The organism is Microcystis sp. M53598_WE2, assembly GCF_030067735.1.
GTDB lineage: Bacteria > Cyanobacteriota > Cyanobacteriia > Cyanobacteriales > Microcystaceae > Microcystis > Microcystis aeruginosa.
In genome coordinates, this window is sequence record NZ_JASJFE010000281.1 from 1 (window position 1) to 15,681 (window position 15,681).

Here is a 15,681-nt window from a genome sequence, read left to right on the forward strand (position 1 = left end):
AGCAATGAATTGTTATCGCTTTAACTCTTGTGTCGGCAATGAATTGGCAATTAATCAGAAATTAATATAAGCAATTATTGTAGGTTGGGTTGAGCGAAACAATACTGGGTCGAAAATGGCTCAATTCGATTGTTTAAGCGAAACCCAACAACTCCAAAGGTTACTCTTTGTTGGGTTTCCTTGCGTCAACCCAACCTACGAGGCTGTTACCTTTATATGTTACATTTTACAAGTCTCCACGCGAGAGAAGAGAAATAGTACAATGTATCTCACTCCATGCTTCTTCAAGTTGAACTATCCACCCTAAACTCTCCCAGTCGTCCGGTAATTCCCTTCCTGCATCCCATGCCGGGAGGTGTCCTAGGGGTGCTTTTAGGTCAAAAGTAACATCTGTGTAGTATATCCAGCTATTATTCACTCGCCAGCCTACTCTATCTCCGAAAGCGTCCCAAACTCTTTCATTATACTCCCGCGTCCCACCGAGTTCGCGGTAGATTTTCGCCTGCACGGAAAAACCAAAGCGACCGCCACTATATTTAACCCATAATTGGTCAATGGTTCGCAAATCCTCGCAGGGAAAATTATCGATATCCTCTACCCGTAGCCATCCTTCGTTCGTTCGGTTAGCTACCTGTAGCATCACTGTCGCGGTTTCATCGTCCGCTTGCTTCCATTGCTGCCGTTTTAATAAATCTTCTAAGTTTCGATAATCGATTCCTTTGGCGCTTTTTAGTTCGATTTCTTCCAGTTTCGGTGCTGCGGGTTTCGGGGTTTCTGTTATCGTTTTCGCCGACTCGCCATTTATCGGTTCCGTTTTAGGGGACGGTGGGACGGGTTGTTGTGCTAGTTTCAGGGTAATCCGGTCATAAACTTTTAAAACCTTCGGATTCGTGGGGTCTAAGGCTAATACTCGCCTCATTAACTGTTTTGCTTCTTCTAGTCTCCCGTCCCCTTCTAAATCTAACGCTTCCTCTCGCAGTAACCCAATATCGGCGAGGGTTGCCTGTTTCGGTAACAGAATCAGATGATTTTTGTAGTTTGGTTCGACGGTGGAGTGGGGAGTCTGCGGGGGTTTGTTGTATTGTCGGTTGATTTCCGGAACTCGATGGAATAGATGATTACAAAGTCTCTCCACCGTCGCGCAATTCCTTTCCCCCTCAATTCGCAAAGCCTCCAGAAGCGCGTAGGTAAACGAACTCATTCCCAAAGCGGGAATTTGATAGGATTCTTCCCCCGGACTACAGGAAGCGATGGTAATCACTCCCTGTTGGGGTTTTCCTCCCGTGGATTTATTGCCGAATCGCGTCTCGTTACGGCAAGAGTCCAACAACAGAATGATATTATCCGCGCCGCATTTGCGTAAGCGTTGGGTGAGATAGGTGAGAGAAATGGTGGTATCTGGGAGCAATTGGGAGTGTCCATCGTGGGGAACGAGGTAATCCTGTTCCTGATGTCGTAATCCGTGGCCGCTGAAGAAAAACCAGAAGTTATCCCCCGTCTCCAACTGCGGGGACTCGAAAAATTCATGGAGGAAGATTTTTAAATTTGTGGCGGTGGGTTTCGTTTCTAGAAAAGTACCGCTAGGCGTTTTAATGGGGTCAGAATCATCGGTAAAGAGGAAAACCATGTCAAACTTGGCTTCTTCTTTACAATAGCGAAACATAGCCTTCGCGTCTTCGATGGCGCAATCTAGCTTGTTAAAGTGTCCCTGTTTATAGGCTGTAATGCCGATGATAAATGCCCAGTTCGCCATTAGTCTGCGGTCGGTGTGTTTTTCTCGTCTCGCTTGAATTTTAGGGTTAATCCGCCTTTGGTGCCGGTCTTAATCCCCGTCCCTAATAATTTTACTTCACCTTCTCCGGTAATCTCTACGCAAAGCTCTACTTCATCGAGTTTAAAACCGGTTTGTTGGTTGACCTGTTTCTGTGCTTGATTGAAGACTTTGCCGATAAGCTGGAGAAAATGGGATAGTTCTGTCTCTAGCTTCTCTATGCTCACTTTTACGCCGCGAGTCGCAGCTTCGGTGATAATTTTCCTCGTGTCCCAGGGATTGTCATAGGTGTCGTTTCCTTTGGCATCTTTATCGGGGGTGACGGGGGTATCTTCTGCGGTGATAATCCAAATGGTTTCTTCTGGCATAGCGCTCTCGTTTTTCGGCAATGGTTCTCCTTTATTATTCTAGTTACCCATTGCTAACTCACCTATAGAGATAGGGGTTAATAGTCCCAAAAAAGGGGGTTTAAATACCCCCAAAGCTCATAAGTTTTATGTTTTAGAATATTGGTTTTAAACCGTTTCTACCAAGGGACGGGTTAACTTATCCAACTGTTGGGTTAACAGACTCAGGAATAAACCCACATCGGTGACGATACCGACGGATTCTACAGAACCTCGATCGCTTAATTTTGTCACCACGGCCGGGTTAATATCAACACAGACCATTTTCACCCCCGCCGGTGTCATATTGCCCACACCGATGGAATGGAGCATACTAGAGAGCATGAGAATCATGTCTGCACCTTGAATCAAGCGCGAATATTCTTCCTGTGCTTTAATTAAATCCATCTCCGTATCCGGAAGCGGACCATCATCGCGAATTGAACCGGCCAAACTGAAGGGGACATTATTCTTGACGCATTCATACATTACGCCTTTTGTCAATACCCCGGCCGATACAGCTTTGGCGATGCTGCCGTGGCGACGGATGAGGTTGATAATCTTGAGGTGGTGACGATGGCCGCCGCGCACGGGGATGCCTTTCTGCATATCTACCCCTAAAGAAGTACCCATGATCGCCTGTTCCATGTCGTGAACTGCGATCGCATTTCCCCCCAGTAAAGCGTGAACGTAACCATCGCGGATTAAACGGGAGAGATGTTGCGCTCCTCCAGTGTGAATGACCACCGGACCTGCCGTTACTGCCACTTTACCGCCCTGGTCGCGAATTTTACGCATTTCCCAGGCAATCTGCTCGACGGTTAACTCGACTCGGCGCTCGCTGGAAACCCCCGCACCCATAAAGGTAAATTCCTGGGTGCTGTTGCGTTGTTCCCTGGATTCCGCCTGTCGGATAGTACGGATGCCCTCAACTCCCACCATAACGCGATCGCCAGCTTTTAAATCCCGCAGCAGAGTACATTTCGCGGTTTTGCCTTCCGGACCTTCAGTGACGACGATGGCTGCATCCATGCGTTGATTTTCCACCCGCACCCATTCACAGCTAACCCGCACTTCCGTGGGATAAATGGTGCTGACATAAAAATCATCGGGAGCGACCCCATCTTGTGCCACCACTGCGGTATTGACATCACAGATTTCTTGGGGACGAGCGGCCGCACCGAGGTCGATCAATTGTACCATGATCTCCTCCATTACCTCGTGAGAGGGTGCAGAAACGCGCACTTCGGCCGAGGAGGTACTTTGGCGCTCAATCCCTAAGGTGAAGTTTAAAACCTTGAAGCTGCCCCCATTTCCTACCACAACATCGAGAGCTTTATTCATAATTCCCGCGTCGAGCAGATGACCTTCTAGCTGGAGAATGCGACTTTCAATGGTGACATTAGCGTGATGGTCTGGAATTAAGGGTTCGGTGGTACGCAGGGTTAAACATTTAGCGGCTCCCCCTGCTTTTAAGAACTCCGTCAGGGGAGTTTGTACCACTTCAAACCCTTTTGACGCTAACTTATGTTGTAAATCGTCACTAATTTTATTCATGACGATTACTTCACCGATATTCACAGCATTACAAGCAAAGTTAACCGCATCGGCTTCTTCAACGATAATGCGTTTTTCTTCGGGAATTTTTAACTCAATTAACCGATTAGAATAGGCATCAAAAGCATCAGGATAGTAGAGGAGATAACCGCCACTAAGGGGACAAAAACAGGTATCAAGGTGATAAAAACGTTCATCGATTAAACGTAGGGATAAAACCTCGATATCGAGCCATTTAGCGATTAAAGGGTGGGAATCTAACTCAGTTCTGAAGCCATATCCTGCCCATAACCAACGTCCTTCCCGATCTAATAGTGCGTCTCCTGCACCTTCAAAGGGTAAATCTTTTGGCAGTTCGTGAACCGTAAAACCGTTATCTTCAAACCACTGCTTAAAATAGGGTTCTTCTCCCTGTCTTTCTTTGTGTAAAAAGCGACTGAGAACGACTATTTTTTCCAGAACTAAACCTGCATTAGCGGTAAAAACCATGTCAGGCCAGCCTTTTTCTGGTGTGACTAAATCCACGAGCGCCCGATCTTTGAGAACATGATAAAGCTGCTGCCATTGTTGCCTAGCTTTTTCCTGGGAAGATTTGTGAATGTTGCCCTCCATCCAAGGATTAATCACATAATCCACATCGTAATGATCGGGAGAACACATCAAAAAGCGAATAGTTTCAGTCATATTTTTTGACAATGAATATTCAGTATAAGTAGTCTGGAGATAAGTTTAGACCAATCTTCCATTATACTCTACTTTGCGTCGAAATATCACAGACTTAAGATTAGGACAATTCCTGCGCCACAAGCTAAAAACAGCCTGATTTTAGCCGATAACTGACGGGGAAGCTGTTAAGTATTTAAATTGCTTGTGGAGATGAGGCAAGAGGCAACCCCCCCCGATGTCGGGGGGTGGGGGAGATTCAGCTGCTCTAAGGATAGGCGGTTAAAATGGGTCTTAGCTTAGAAGCTTAAATCATTGTAAATCCTGATGTTTAAATAACCCCATAAATTTCGATTTGCGTCCGTGTTCCTTAATTAAACTTTCTCGATAAGTTTGCCATTCTTCCCGTCTTCCCGACATATAAAAGGCATTACGAGCTTTTTTTAGCCATTTAATCGCTTCTTCGTAGCGATCAGCCTTTTTTTCGTCGAGTATCTTTTCCGCAGGAGGACGTGCGTGATCGATCACCCAGTTAGGATCGACGGTAGCAGCCGCATCCATTATCCGCCAAATTAGGTGAGACTGCACATAGGAATTATCAGAAACGACTTTAATTGCATCTCTAACTAAATTTTCGTGGAGAAATATATCAATTTTAGCCTCTGTGGAACGTCCACCGCTAAACTCGCGCAAGTAATCTAACAAGTCTAATTTTAAATCGGGCCAATCTTCCCCCGCTAAAGACTCAATTTTTTGGTAATGGGAAAAGGAAGGTTGGTCTTGAAATGCCTTAATTCTAGCAGCCAAAGCTATATCTATATCCCCTAAAGATTGCGCTAGTTCACTTGTCCAGAGAGCTAATTGATAATAATAATTACCTGGAAAATTTAGACCAGTTCGAGCAATTATGAGAGCGGATTCTGGTGCGGATTCATCCCGTAAAGCTTTGGCAAAAAAGAAGGCTTCATCGTTTTTAGTTATCATGTTTTTTGCCGATGCAATCGCTTCGTCAATGCGATCAAGATAGACTAACTTAGTTAGGTATTCTACCACTTGTCCTGAAGCTAAAGCTAGATTCAAATACTCCTGATCTTTTTCCTGCTGCTCGAAAATTTCTAAGCGAATAGAAGTCAATGTTTGGGCATAATTGGGGATATTCCCTGACCACATTTCTGAAAAATTAGCCGATTCTCCCCGTAAAATCTTCTCTAAAACTGGATCGTCCCATCCCTGTTGTAAGGCCGCTAAACTCATCTCAAAATCGGCACTCCATTCATGCTGCCATTGCTCCATTTTTTCCCTTAAATCTTGCTTTTCTTGGGGATTAAATTCTTTACTTAAAATTGCCCCAGTTAAAACTCGATCGATTCTGGCACTTAAATCATCATTGACAGCACCGTAATCTTCTAAATTATCCCATTCCTCGATACAGGCGCTAATAATTGCTTCTAAAATAGCGATCGCATTATCCGGTTCTCCCTTTTGATAATAATCTTGGGACTCATCCACTAGGGCATAAATTTCATTAGAAATTGGATCTTCTTCGTAGTAATCTTCTTCGATCGCTCGCAGGGATTGCCGCAGTTCATTACGGACAGTATTACGATAAGCTTTGACATTAATAGTTATCTTCCCTCCCGCTTTATTAACTGGGGTAGCTGGCAATAAAAACTTATCAATTGTCTCGATAATTTCTGGGTGTTTAGCCACTAAATGATTAAGTAATTTTCTTAATTTACTTTCATCGATTGGTGTCAATAACTCCTCTAGGGAGGCTTTTTTAATAATTAATTCTGGTTGACGAGAACAGGTTAATAAAACCGCCACAATATGCTTACACCAACCCTCGTAATCGTAGGGACAGGAACAGGAGACATTCTCAAGATTATCTTGGTTAAAATCCATGGCAACTCGATAGGGTTTAACCTCACTACCACTCACTAAAGCTTGTAGATTTTGCCCCCGTTGCCAAAGAGAAATAACTGCACCGCTATCGTAATAATATTGACCGCGCTGATAGGAAGCATTGGTGCTATTTTGCCGGATAATTTTTTCATTGATAGGAGGAATAGTCATAGTCAGAAAAGGAGAGGATTGGGTGATAAAATCTTGTCTGTGTCAAGAAAACTGCCAGCACCGAGACAGACCACTGCATCAGCAACCGAGTCAACTTATCTTCAGTTTAGCCTAAATGTGCTATAGTAAAGACAGTATGGAAATTAAAAACATTCCTCTGTCCCAAATTCGTCGTCCTTTACCGCGACAAACCGATCCCGAAAAAGTTAATCAGTTGATGCAATCGATCGCTGAGGAGGGATTACGAGAACCGATCGATGTTTTGGAGGTGGATGGTAACTACTACGGTTTTTCCGGTTGCCATCGCTTTGCCGCTCATCAGCGTCTCGGTAAAGAAACAATTCTCTGTCGAGTTCGTCGCGCCCCTAAATCCGTTTTAGCTAAACACATCGCTTAAGCTGAGAAGTCCCATGAATGAGTCCTTATATAAATATCATCGGCAAAAATTAGAGCAGTTAATGGCAGAAATTGGCTGTAAAAATCTGGAAGAATTGAGTCGGTTATCGGGTCTATCTTCTTGGCAATTGCAGAGAGTTCGCCATGGTTTAATCGCCAAATTATCCTCTGAATCTTTGGTGAAATTAGCTAATGCGCTGCAGCTGCCAGTTAGCGATCTTCTCGCTCATTTTCAAATCCCGACGATGGGGACAGAGGATCGTTCAGGGGAATCAAAAATTCTCGAACAAGAGTATCAGAATTTACAGCAAAAATTAGACAAGCAAAAAGAAGAATTAGCCGCAGAATTTCAACGTCAAAGCATCGAAGCGATCGAATCTTGGTTAGTTCAATGGCCCACGGCCGAGGCCGTTGCCCGCAAAAATCCCGACCTAGCAGCCGTCAAAATCCTCTCCCTAGTTAAACCGATTATGCAGTTACTGGAGCGCTGGGGAGTGCAACCAATTGACAGTGTCGGTGATCATGTGAGTTATGATCCGCAAATCCATCAATTGATCGATGGTCAAGCAGCAATCGGTACACCCGTTCTAGTTCGTTATCGGGGCTATCGTCATGGGGAAAAACTACTTTATCGTGCTAGAGTGAGTTTAATTAAAGTAGAAATGCCGGAAATTCAACCAGCAGAAACAGAAAATGTCACCGCTTAAAGTGATAATTCTTCCAGAGCTTTAGTGCTGTGAAAAATTCCCCCGTGGTCTGCTTTTATCGAAAAAATTGGGTCTAAAACCTCGCCTTAAGACGAAAAGTTTTTGGAGCGGGACATAAATCCCCATTACAAAACTAATGGCGGCTTGATAACCGCCCCCTGAACGGTTAAAATGAGATTATGAGTGATTCGGAGAAAAAAATATGTCATACTACGATGACTGTTTTGACCACATTACTGATCCTGTTCAACGGAATTCTGTTCGCCAGCAATGGTTACAGATGCTTGACGGAGGTTTATCTGTTGCCGATGTTAGGATGCTCCTAGATAAGTACCCAGATTTTCGGTTTGCGATTAGTAAGTGGATTTCCACCGTTTTTCCTAAGAGTCTCGGTTTTAGTTATGATACAATGGACAGGTTAAAAGATTTTGTTGCTACTTTGCCTGAGTTTAAAGATGTATTTGATAAGTATGTTTCTAACCTTGTTTCACGAGATGGTCGAGAGTCGGAACTTAAAAAACTTGCAACTATATTTCCTCAGTTTAAAAAACTAGCTGAACAGTACATAAAAAGTCTTGAAGAGACTAAAAAATGGCTGAGAGAACTACAAAAAAGAGAACACGAAGAGGCAATGATAGAATTTAACTATTATCAGCAGAAAGCGGCAGAGGAACAGTATAAATTGGCCCTTTATGATCCACCTCAGTTCTTTTAGTACGAGTCATATCTTTCAGGTTCACCCCTACAGTTCTAAAATCTAAAATCCTAGCCGTAGGTTGGGTTGAGCAATAATAACTTTTGTCTGTCAAATATTAGCGACGCTTAAGCAAAACCCAACCACACCAATATCGTCAAGAATGTTGGGTTTCGCTCAAACCATTGAATTGAGCAGTTTTCTCCTAAGTATTAAATCGCTCAACCCAACCTACAAGCTGAAGAATAATAACTCAATTTGTATCTGTGCTACTTTGAAAATATGAAAGCAACGATCCGAAACGTTAAAATTAGCGAAATCCCCACAGCGATCGAGCAGTTAGGTTTGTCCGCTCATGCGTGTGTCGATTTCACAATCGAGAATCATGAGATGACGGGGAACGAACAGGACGAAACCACCCAAACCTTGATGGAAGTGGTGAATGAAATTCGTGCTTATGCCAAGAGTCAGGGATTGACTGATGAGAAGTTGGAAGAGCTTTTAGTAGATGAATCGTGAACCCATTGTTATCGATACGAACGTCTTTATAAGCTTCGCCTTAAGCAGTACGACAACACCAGCTTTGGCTGTAGAATACGCGATTAATAACTTTATTATTCTGCAAAGTCCCGCAACCATAGGCGAGTTGGTCACAAAACTTCTTCTCCCAAAGTTCGAGAGGTACATTACACTGGAGCAGCGCCGACAACTGCTAGTAAGAATTTTGGAAATTTCGCTGCTGATTAGACCTACTGACCACACTGAAATTTGCCGAGATCGAGACGATAATAAATTCCTAAATCTGGCAACCAGTGGGGAAGCACGCTATCTCATTACTGGTGACAATGATTTGCTTATACTGCAACGCTATGGGAAAACAGAGATCGTTACACCAAGGGAATTTTTAAAAATTGTTCGGCGGTGAAGTACAAAAAATCCAGTTTGAGTGAGATGATCGAAAGAACAACATCGATATGGAAAAACACGGGATAGACTTTAATTTTGCCAAGACAAGTGACTTAAGCAGTAGGTTGGGTTGAGCAATAATAACTTTTGTCTGTCAAATATTAGCGACGCTTGAGCAAAACCCAACCACACCAATGTCGTCAATAATGTTGGGTTTCTAACTGGGATTGGTGCGTTACGCTAACGCTAACTTTTATCTCATCGGTAAAGATTGCAATCCAAAACAAAGACCTTGACAGACTCTTGTTAGGAAATTTAAGTCTAAAGTAGCGATTGTATCCCGATAACTATGATAATAGGGATTACGCATATTAGCCGTATCTGTCACCATAATTGCCGAATAACCGCGACTCCAAAAAGGAGAATGATCGCTGCGTCGAGTATCGGGGACGATATAACCTCCAAAAATTACCGGCAACCACTCGCAGGGAGTCTGATTTTCTCGCAGGACTCGACTGAGAAAAATTAAATCCTTGCGGGTTTTGAGATTGCCAATCAAAGCGATAAAATCCCCAGTGTTGGGGTAAAAATATTCTAGAAAAGCTGGATATTTTTGGGAATGGGGATTTTTATCACAGTAACCGAGCATTTCTAAGGATAACATTAACCTTAAATCCTGCTTAGTTTGTTTTAATTTTTCTGCGTAGGCAATGCTCCCCAGTAATCCGTATTCTTCTAGATCGAAGGCAATTAAACGAATTGGATAATTAGCCTGATTCTCCCCAAAAAACCTCGCTAATTCTAATAATACCGCTAATCCCGTGGCGTTATCGTCAGCCCCCGGCGACCCCGGCACCGTGTCATAATGAGCGCCAATTAAAATCGGAGGTTTTTGACTGTTGTTAGGCAAATCCAAGATTAAATTTTCGTAAACTTTTCCCTGAAATGAGAAAAAATGTGATTCAACTTTTCCCCAATTGCCTAACTCTTGCCGCAGGTATTCTCGCACATAAAAATGTCCTTGACTAGAGAAAAAAGGGTTTCTTTCTCGGACAATTTGTTCTAGGTGTTGGCTTAAGCGATCGCTAAGAAGATCAAACATTGATAGCAGCAGATAATTTAATCAAAAGAGCCAATGGATAGAGAAACTGAGGGAAAAATCGGGGAGAATAATAATTGTTAATTATAAAATATTCTGTGGAGCTAAAATCATGACAAATCTCCAGTGGACTAGCTATGATTGTATCGTTGTCGGGGCGGGATTAGCGGGATTAATCGCCGCGCGTAATCTCCAGAGGCGAGGTCATCAAGTTCTGGTGATCGAAGCGCGAAATCGTTACGGTGGTAGAATGTCTGGTCAATATCTCCCCTCCGGACAGTGGATCGATCGAGGTGGTCAGTGGGTGGGTCCAACCCAAGAGCGTTTTTTAGCTCTCCTCGACGAGTATAAAATACGTCGTTTTCCCTCTCCCAATCAGGGAAAAACCGTCCTAGTCTTTAACAACAAACGCTATGAATTCAATGGTTTTTTTCAAGGTTTCCACGAGGGAGAAGCACCAGATATCGGCCCGGCAGAATGGCAAGATGCGATGTCAGCATGGGCGCGTTTTCAAGAACTAACCAAAACCCTACCTTCAGGTTATCCCCAAAGCAACGATCACACCAAAAAACTAGACAGTAAAACTTTTGCCCAGTGGATTGAAGAAAACACCAGCACAGATTTTGGTCAATGGTATTTTGCTTATATGGCGCGTGCAGTGGGTTTTCTCGGGCCGGCCGAACCCAACCAAGTCTCACTACTGCACGTTCTTTGGGGACAAAATTGCGCCCCTCAGGCCGAACATCCAGAAGCCGAACTGATCCATGGCGGAGCGGGACAAATTCCCGACAAGATCGCGGCGGAGTTAGGAGAGCGAATTCGACTGGGGGAACCGGTTTTTCGCCTTAATTACGACTCGGCCGGCGTGACCGTAGAAACCAGCCAGAACACTTTTACCGCCAAATTTGCCATCATTGCCATGCCGCCCCATCTTGCCGGCCGCATTATTTATCATCCCCCGCTGCCACCCCAGCGAGAACAACTAACCCAACGAGTACCGATGGGATGCTGCGCTAAAATCCTGATTTCCTACGAGCAACCTTTCTGGCGAAAACAGGGACTAGCGGGAGTTGCTCAGGGGAATTGTCAATGGTTGGAACTCTGTGCTGATAGTTCCGATCCCGAAACCGGCGTCGGGGTAATCGCCACCTTTGTGGTTGGCGATCGCTATAGTCGTTGGCGCTCGATGAGTAGTCCGGCGCGCCGTGCCGCCGTCCTCTCGGATTTAGCTATTTATTTCGGTCAAGAGGCCCTTTTCCCGATCAGTTACGATGAGGTGGATTGGCCCGGGGATCCCTGGACTGGTGGCGCATATTCCGCTTTTATGCCCCCCGGAGTCTGGACAAGTTTCGGCGAGGCTCTTTTTACTCCCGTCGGACCGATTCACTGGGCCGGCACAGAAATGGCTGATCGCTGGCCGGGATTTTTTGAGGGAGCGATCCGCACCGGTGAGGCAGCGGCCGATCGAATCGCCTTCCTTTTGCGGGAAAAATGAGCATCTACAGGGCTACGCCACCTTTTAGTCCAAAAAAGTCATCATAGTCAATTTTCGTGGATAATAGGGCATAAAAATCCTAAATCATCACTATTTCGCCCTGGTAATGTTCGACGAAATATTGGACACGATGACGATATTCTTTAATTGTCCGATCGACCCATTCCCGCTGCTCACTGTTAGCATAGATATGCACTAAAGGTTCTCCGGCATCGGGTAAAATCAATACCCAGTCATCATTAAGGGGATTAATCACCTTGACTCCATCGATCAACTCTAGATTATCGGTAGCGTGAGTTTCCACCAGATAGCGCATCAAGGATCCCTTGACTTTCCAAGGACAACGCACCGCCGTATTCTTATTGTAAATGCGCGGTAACTCGGCCCGCACCTGAGCTAGAGAACGTTCCTGAATGGTTAACATCTCCAAAAGTTTCGCCACGCTGAACATGGCATCGAAACCGGGATGTAATTGCGGAAAAATAAAGCCAGTTTGCCCAGAGCCTCCTAAAACCACATTAGGATTGGTTTGACATCCTTCCATTAAAGCGCTAGGACTGGCTTTTGTCCGCACCACCCGGCCATCGTGACGACGTGCGATCTGTTCCACGGCACTAGAAGCATGAACCGGCACTACCACTGTACCGCGAGGATGGGCGGTCAGAATTGTATTCACCATTAGAGCAGTTAATTGTTCCCCGCGAATCGATAAACCACTCTCATCGACGAGGACTAATTGTTCCCCGTTGGCCGAAACCTGTACCCCTAAGTTCGCTTTCAGGGCCTCCACCACATGGCCCAATTGATGGATCAGTAACTCTCTTTCCTGCATGGAAAGGGCATTCTGACGTAAACTGGCATTGAGAACCACGGCATCACAGCCAAATTTGGCCAGTAATTCTGGTAAAATTGCCCCTGAGACTCCGTAGGCGTAATCAATGACGATTTTGGAACCACTATTGCGAATAGCCTCTACATTTAGCTGAGTTTCAAAGGTTTTGCGGTAATTATCGAGAATATCAGCCGGATAGGACATACTGCCGATTTCCTGCATTCCCACCCGTCGCAGATCTTCTTTGAAATAGGCCCCTTCGATTTTCTTTTCCCTCGCTTTGGAAACATTAATCCCTTTTTCGTCTAAAAACTCGATTAAGAGAAAATCCGGGCGATCGGGATGAATACGAACGTGAATGCCACCGACTACGTTTAATTTAGCCACTAAAGTCCTGGAAATCGGTAAAGCATTCGCTTGTAGGTTTTGGATATTAACTCCCACGGACATTAAACCGGCAATCAGCGATCGACTGACCATGCGCGAGACACTACGTTGATCCCGGGAGACGATTACCGTTGACCCCGGTTTCAGAATGGAACCGTAGGATGCCCCCAGTTTAACGGCGAATTCGGGCGTGATATCGATGTTAGCGAGGCCCGATACTCCTCGTTGACCAAAGAGGTTTTTATGGGCAGTATTTCCCCAAATCAGGTTAATATTGAGGATGGCTCCCGATTCGATCTGTTTACTCGGCCAGACTCTGACCCCGGAATTGATCTGCGCTTCTTCTCCCACGATCGATAATTGTCCGATCACCGCACCTTCGTGTACCTGGGCCCGTCGATCGATTCTGGTTCCCCTAGCGATCGTACAAGCGGCTAAATTGACCTCATCCCCGATCACCACACCATTCCAGAGGATGGGACGTTTCAGATCGGAACCAGCACCGATGGTGACATTATCGCCGATAACCGAACCCCTCTCGATCAGAACATTTGCACCAACGCGGCAATGATTGCCGATCATGGCCGGGGCCTCAATGTGGGCGCTAGGATCGATATAGGTATTAGTACCGACCCACACCCCGGGGGATTTTTCTCGATAGGGAAATTCTAGGTTAACTTTGCCGGATAAAGCGTCGTATTGCGCTTCTCGGTAGGCCTCCAGATGACCGACATCGCACCAATAACCATCGGCCACATAACCATACATAGGTTCGCCCCTTTGCAGCAGCAGCGGAAACAAATCTTTAGAAAAGTCGGCTTCTTCTTTGTAGGGGAGATAATCAAGGACTTCTGGTTCGAGAATATAGGTTCCGGTGTTGACAGTATCGGAAAAAATCTCGCTGGTGGATGGTTTTTCGATAAAACGGCGAATTCTGCCTTCTTTGTCGGTAATCACTACCCCAAATTCGATCGGATTGGCAACCCGCGTCAGGACGAGGGTTGCTTTCGAGTTTTTACTTTTATGGAATGCGATCGCTTTTTGCAGGTCAAAATCGGTGATACTATCGCCACTAATCACCAGAAAGGTATCATCTAACCATTCGGCAATATTTTTCACACATCCTGCGGTGCCTAGGGGTTGATCCTCCTCCACAGCGTAGGTGATTTTTACCCCAAAGTCGCTGCCGTCTTGAAAGTAGTCGCGCATGACATCGGGGAGATAGTGCAGGGTGGTGATAATTTCGGTAATGTCATGCTTTCGCAGTAAATTAATAATATGTTCGGCGATCGGACGGTTGAGAATCGGAACCATCGGTTTGGGAAGATCACAAGTAAGCGGACGTAATCTTGTCCCTGAACCACCTGCCATTAGTACCGCTCGCATAACTTCCTCCCAAGGCTATCTTTTCGCCGTTTTTAAATAGTTTTTGCAAATTATGGCTTTAGTTTTCCTATCTCGATCGAGCTAGTTCCTAACCGGCATTCTAACACTGTCTCCCGGATTCAGAACAATATTTTCTTTTCCCAGGCCAGCAAAACCAAAGCTTAAAATAGGAGATGTGAATTGTCTAAATCTAAGGATGAGATGGCATGAGACTCGTTGTTTTTATCTTAATAATTGTTTATGGTGCCGGTGGTTGGAAATTCTGGAATGGATACAGAAGCACTAATTTTAGTTCCAGTTTACCCAATCGTTTAGCTCTAACACTGTTCTGGCCGCTTCTGTTGGCTGTTAATCCCGCCTATCGCAAGAATTTTAAAAAAGCCCTCAAGGGCAAATAAAATTAACATACTGCCAAGGTTGTGGCCATAAAACAGAAAGTAGCTGGGTGTCGATGGCAATCAACAGTTTAGCCATGGATGGCTTATCATGGTTAGGGAAAAAAGGGGTCGTAGCTCAGTTGGATAGAGCGAGTGCCTCCTAAGCACTAGGCCGCCGGTTCGATCCCGGCCGATCCCGCCTTTTTCAGTGAACAGTAAACAGTGAAAAGAGACCGGGAAACTGCTATTTATAGCGCTTTTCACGTTATTGAGGTATCGACCAGTTTTGCCAACAAAGGACTTAAGCTCCTTGCCCATGCCTCATTCTGATGAAAACTGCTATAGCGTTCATTATCAAAATATCTACGGGCTTAATTAAGCCCGTAGGCACGGCTACGGGCAACTTCTAGAGGTTAGGCTTGATCGCTTCTGTTCTCGTTAATCTGTCGGATGATTTCAATCATTTGAGCGTGTCGATCATCCATTCTCTCTAGATGCCGGTAAAAATCGGCTTGAGTCTCATAAAAATCTGATTGTGCGCTTGCTATTCGAGCTAGGTAATCGTAAAGCCCTTTTTTCTCCTGTTTCCGTTCTTCGCGGTCACTAGCGACGGCATCAGCTAGGGCTTGAATAGCGCGAGCGTTCGATTCCACTATTTTCTCGATCCGCTCTAATCTGTCTTCTGACATTTTGGTAAACTCCTAATAGACTAATTTCTTGTCCCCCACCGATGCCCGTCGGATGGCGGAATAATACTAAATCCGTTGAGTATAGGCTATATATCAGGACAGGCGAACGGCAAAAGGCAAAAGGGGGAATAAATAACCAGTTTTTAATAACCGGATTTAGTATCACTCAAAACTTAAAACTGATCACTGATAACTGATCACTGCTATTTATCTTCTCATTCTGCCCTTAACTTGATACCAAAGCCTTCTTAAACGTAGAT

General features: G+C 44.9%; 14 protein-coding genes and 1 tRNA gene. 8 read left to right on the top strand and 7 right to left on the bottom strand.

Annotated features, from left to right (window positions below):
• Positions 1-226: 226 nt before the first annotated feature.
• The 4 genes from PX636_RS06000 to PX636_RS06015 form a co-directional block, all read right to left on the bottom strand.
• Positions 227-1,753: a GUN4 domain-containing protein gene (locus PX636_RS06000; protein WP_288116490.1), complete on the bottom strand. Its 1,527-nt coding sequence runs from the start codon at positions 1,751-1,753 to the stop codon at positions 227-229.
• Positions 1,753-2,139, bottom strand: a complete 387-nt coding sequence (locus PX636_RS06005) for a Pepco domain-containing protein (protein ID WP_069474594.1) — start codon at positions 2,137-2,139, stop codon at positions 1,753-1,755. Before PX636_RS06005 ends, PX636_RS06000 begins: the two co-directional genes overlap by 1 nt.
• A 147-nt stretch (positions 2,140-2,286) precedes the next feature.
• Positions 2,287-4,398: a bifunctional arginine dihydrolase/ornithine cyclodeaminase gene (gene argZ, locus PX636_RS06010; protein WP_288116491.1), complete on the bottom strand. Its 2,112-nt coding sequence runs from the start codon at positions 4,396-4,398 to the stop codon at positions 2,287-2,289.
• Positions 4,399-4,689: 291 nt separating this feature from the next.
• The gene (locus tag PX636_RS06015; protein ID WP_288116492.1) at positions 4,690-6,453 is read right to left on the bottom strand and encodes an SWIM zinc finger family protein; all 1,764 of its coding nucleotides are present in this window, start codon (positions 6,451-6,453) and stop codon (positions 4,690-4,692) included.
• Between the two features lie 115 nt (positions 6,454-6,568).
• Here PX636_RS06015 and PX636_RS06020 point away from each other — a divergent pair, with 115 nt between their 5' ends.
• The 5 genes from PX636_RS06020 to PX636_RS06040 all read left to right on the top strand — a co-directional run bounded on the left by PX636_RS06020 (position 6,569) and on the right by PX636_RS06040 (position 9,175).
• A complete protein-coding gene (locus PX636_RS06020; protein WP_041804185.1) occupies positions 6,569-6,850 on the top strand; it encodes a ParB N-terminal domain-containing protein in 282 nt (93 codons plus the stop codon).
• Between the two features lie 13 nt (positions 6,851-6,863).
• Positions 6,864-7,556: a helix-turn-helix domain-containing protein gene (locus PX636_RS06025; RefSeq protein ID WP_061433420.1), complete on the top strand. Its 693-nt coding sequence runs from the start codon at positions 6,864-6,866 to the stop codon at positions 7,554-7,556.
• A gap of 202 nt (positions 7,557-7,758) precedes the next feature.
• Complete coding sequence (locus PX636_RS06030; protein ID WP_288116493.1) at positions 7,759-8,271, top strand: hypothetical protein; 513 nt, start codon at positions 7,759-7,761, stop codon at positions 8,269-8,271.
• Positions 8,272-8,532: 261 nt separating this feature from the next.
• A complete protein-coding gene (locus PX636_RS06035; RefSeq protein WP_002743252.1) occupies positions 8,533-8,769 on the top strand; it encodes a hypothetical protein in 237 nt (78 codons plus the stop codon).
• On the top strand, positions 8,759-9,175 hold the full coding sequence (locus tag PX636_RS06040; RefSeq protein ID WP_012266738.1) for a putative toxin-antitoxin system toxin component, PIN family: 417 nt from the start codon (positions 8,759-8,761) through the stop codon (positions 9,173-9,175). Before PX636_RS06035 ends, PX636_RS06040 begins: the two co-directional genes overlap by 11 nt.
• A 234-nt stretch (positions 9,176-9,409) precedes the next feature.
• Here PX636_RS06040 and PX636_RS06045 read toward each other — a convergent pair whose 3' ends face one another.
• Positions 9,410-10,258 carry a M28 family metallopeptidase gene (locus PX636_RS06045; RefSeq protein WP_288116494.1) on the bottom strand — a complete coding sequence of 283 codons (849 nt, stop codon included), beginning with the start codon at positions 10,256-10,258 and terminating at the stop codon, positions 9,410-9,412.
• Positions 10,259-10,367: 109 nt separating this feature from the next.
• Between PX636_RS06045 and PX636_RS06050 the strand changes: the two genes are divergently transcribed.
• A complete protein-coding gene (locus tag PX636_RS06050; RefSeq protein ID WP_288116495.1) occupies positions 10,368-11,750 on the top strand; it encodes a flavin monoamine oxidase family protein in 1,383 nt (460 codons plus the stop codon).
• A gap of 79 nt (positions 11,751-11,829) precedes the next feature.
• Here the strand turns inward: PX636_RS06050 and PX636_RS06055 are convergent, their stop codons facing one another.
• Positions 11,830-14,355, bottom strand: coding sequence for a mannose-1-phosphate guanyltransferase (locus PX636_RS06055; RefSeq protein WP_012266741.1), 2,526 nt, complete (start codon positions 14,353-14,355; stop codon positions 11,830-11,832).
• Between the two features lie 206 nt (positions 14,356-14,561).
• Between PX636_RS06055 and PX636_RS06060 the strand changes: the two genes are divergently transcribed.
• Positions 14,562-14,753: a hypothetical protein gene (locus PX636_RS06060; RefSeq protein WP_044034674.1), complete on the top strand. Its 192-nt coding sequence runs from the start codon at positions 14,562-14,564 to the stop codon at positions 14,751-14,753.
• Between the two features lie 104 nt (positions 14,754-14,857).
• Positions 14,858-14,931, top strand: a tRNA-Arg gene (locus PX636_RS06065).
• Between the two features lie 214 nt (positions 14,932-15,145).
• Here the strand turns inward: PX636_RS06065 and PX636_RS06070 are convergent.
• Complete coding sequence (locus PX636_RS06070; protein WP_002795807.1) at positions 15,146-15,421, bottom strand: hypothetical protein; 276 nt, start codon at positions 15,419-15,421, stop codon at positions 15,146-15,148.
• Between the last annotated feature and the right edge of the window lie 260 nt (positions 15,422-15,681).

What these genes read in the sequence shown, in the direction of transcription:
- PX636_RS06000 (WP_288116490.1), bottom strand. Translation starts at nt 1,753, where the DNA reads ATGGCGAACTGGGCATTTATCATCGGCATTACAGCCTATAAACAGGGA.
- PX636_RS06005 (WP_069474594.1), bottom strand. Translation starts at nt 2,139, where the DNA reads ATGCCAGAAGAAACCATTTGGATTATCACCGCAGAAGATACCCCCGTC.
- argZ (WP_288116491.1), bottom strand. Translation starts at nt 4,398, where the DNA reads ATGACTGAAACTATTCGCTTTTTGATGTGTTCTCCCGATCATTACGAT.
- PX636_RS06015 (WP_288116492.1), bottom strand. Translation starts at nt 6,453, where the DNA reads ATGACTATTCCTCCTATCAATGAAAAAATTATCCGGCAAAATAGCACC.
- PX636_RS06020 (WP_041804185.1), top strand. Translation starts at nt 6,569, where the DNA reads ATGTGCTATAGTAAAGACAGTATGGAAATTAAAAACATTCCTCTGTCC.
- PX636_RS06025 (WP_061433420.1), top strand. Translation starts at nt 6,864, where the DNA reads ATGAATGAGTCCTTATATAAATATCATCGGCAAAAATTAGAGCAGTTA.
- PX636_RS06030 (WP_288116493.1), top strand. Translation starts at nt 7,759, where the DNA reads ATGTCATACTACGATGACTGTTTTGACCACATTACTGATCCTGTTCAA.
- PX636_RS06035 (WP_002743252.1), top strand. Translation starts at nt 8,533, where the DNA reads ATGAAAGCAACGATCCGAAACGTTAAAATTAGCGAAATCCCCACAGCG.
- PX636_RS06040 (WP_012266738.1), top strand. Translation starts at nt 8,759, where the DNA reads ATGAATCGTGAACCCATTGTTATCGATACGAACGTCTTTATAAGCTTC.
- PX636_RS06045 (WP_288116494.1), bottom strand. Translation starts at nt 10,258, where the DNA reads ATGTTTGATCTTCTTAGCGATCGCTTAAGCCAACACCTAGAACAAATT.
- PX636_RS06050 (WP_288116495.1), top strand. Translation starts at nt 10,368, where the DNA reads ATGACAAATCTCCAGTGGACTAGCTATGATTGTATCGTTGTCGGGGCG.
- PX636_RS06055 (WP_012266741.1), bottom strand. Translation starts at nt 14,355, where the DNA reads ATGCGAGCGGTACTAATGGCAGGTGGTTCAGGGACAAGATTACGTCCG.
- PX636_RS06060 (WP_044034674.1), top strand. Translation starts at nt 14,562, where the DNA reads ATGAGACTCGTTGTTTTTATCTTAATAATTGTTTATGGTGCCGGTGGT.
- PX636_RS06070 (WP_002795807.1), bottom strand. Translation starts at nt 15,421, where the DNA reads ATGTCAGAAGACAGATTAGAGCGGATCGAGAAAATAGTGGAATCGAAC.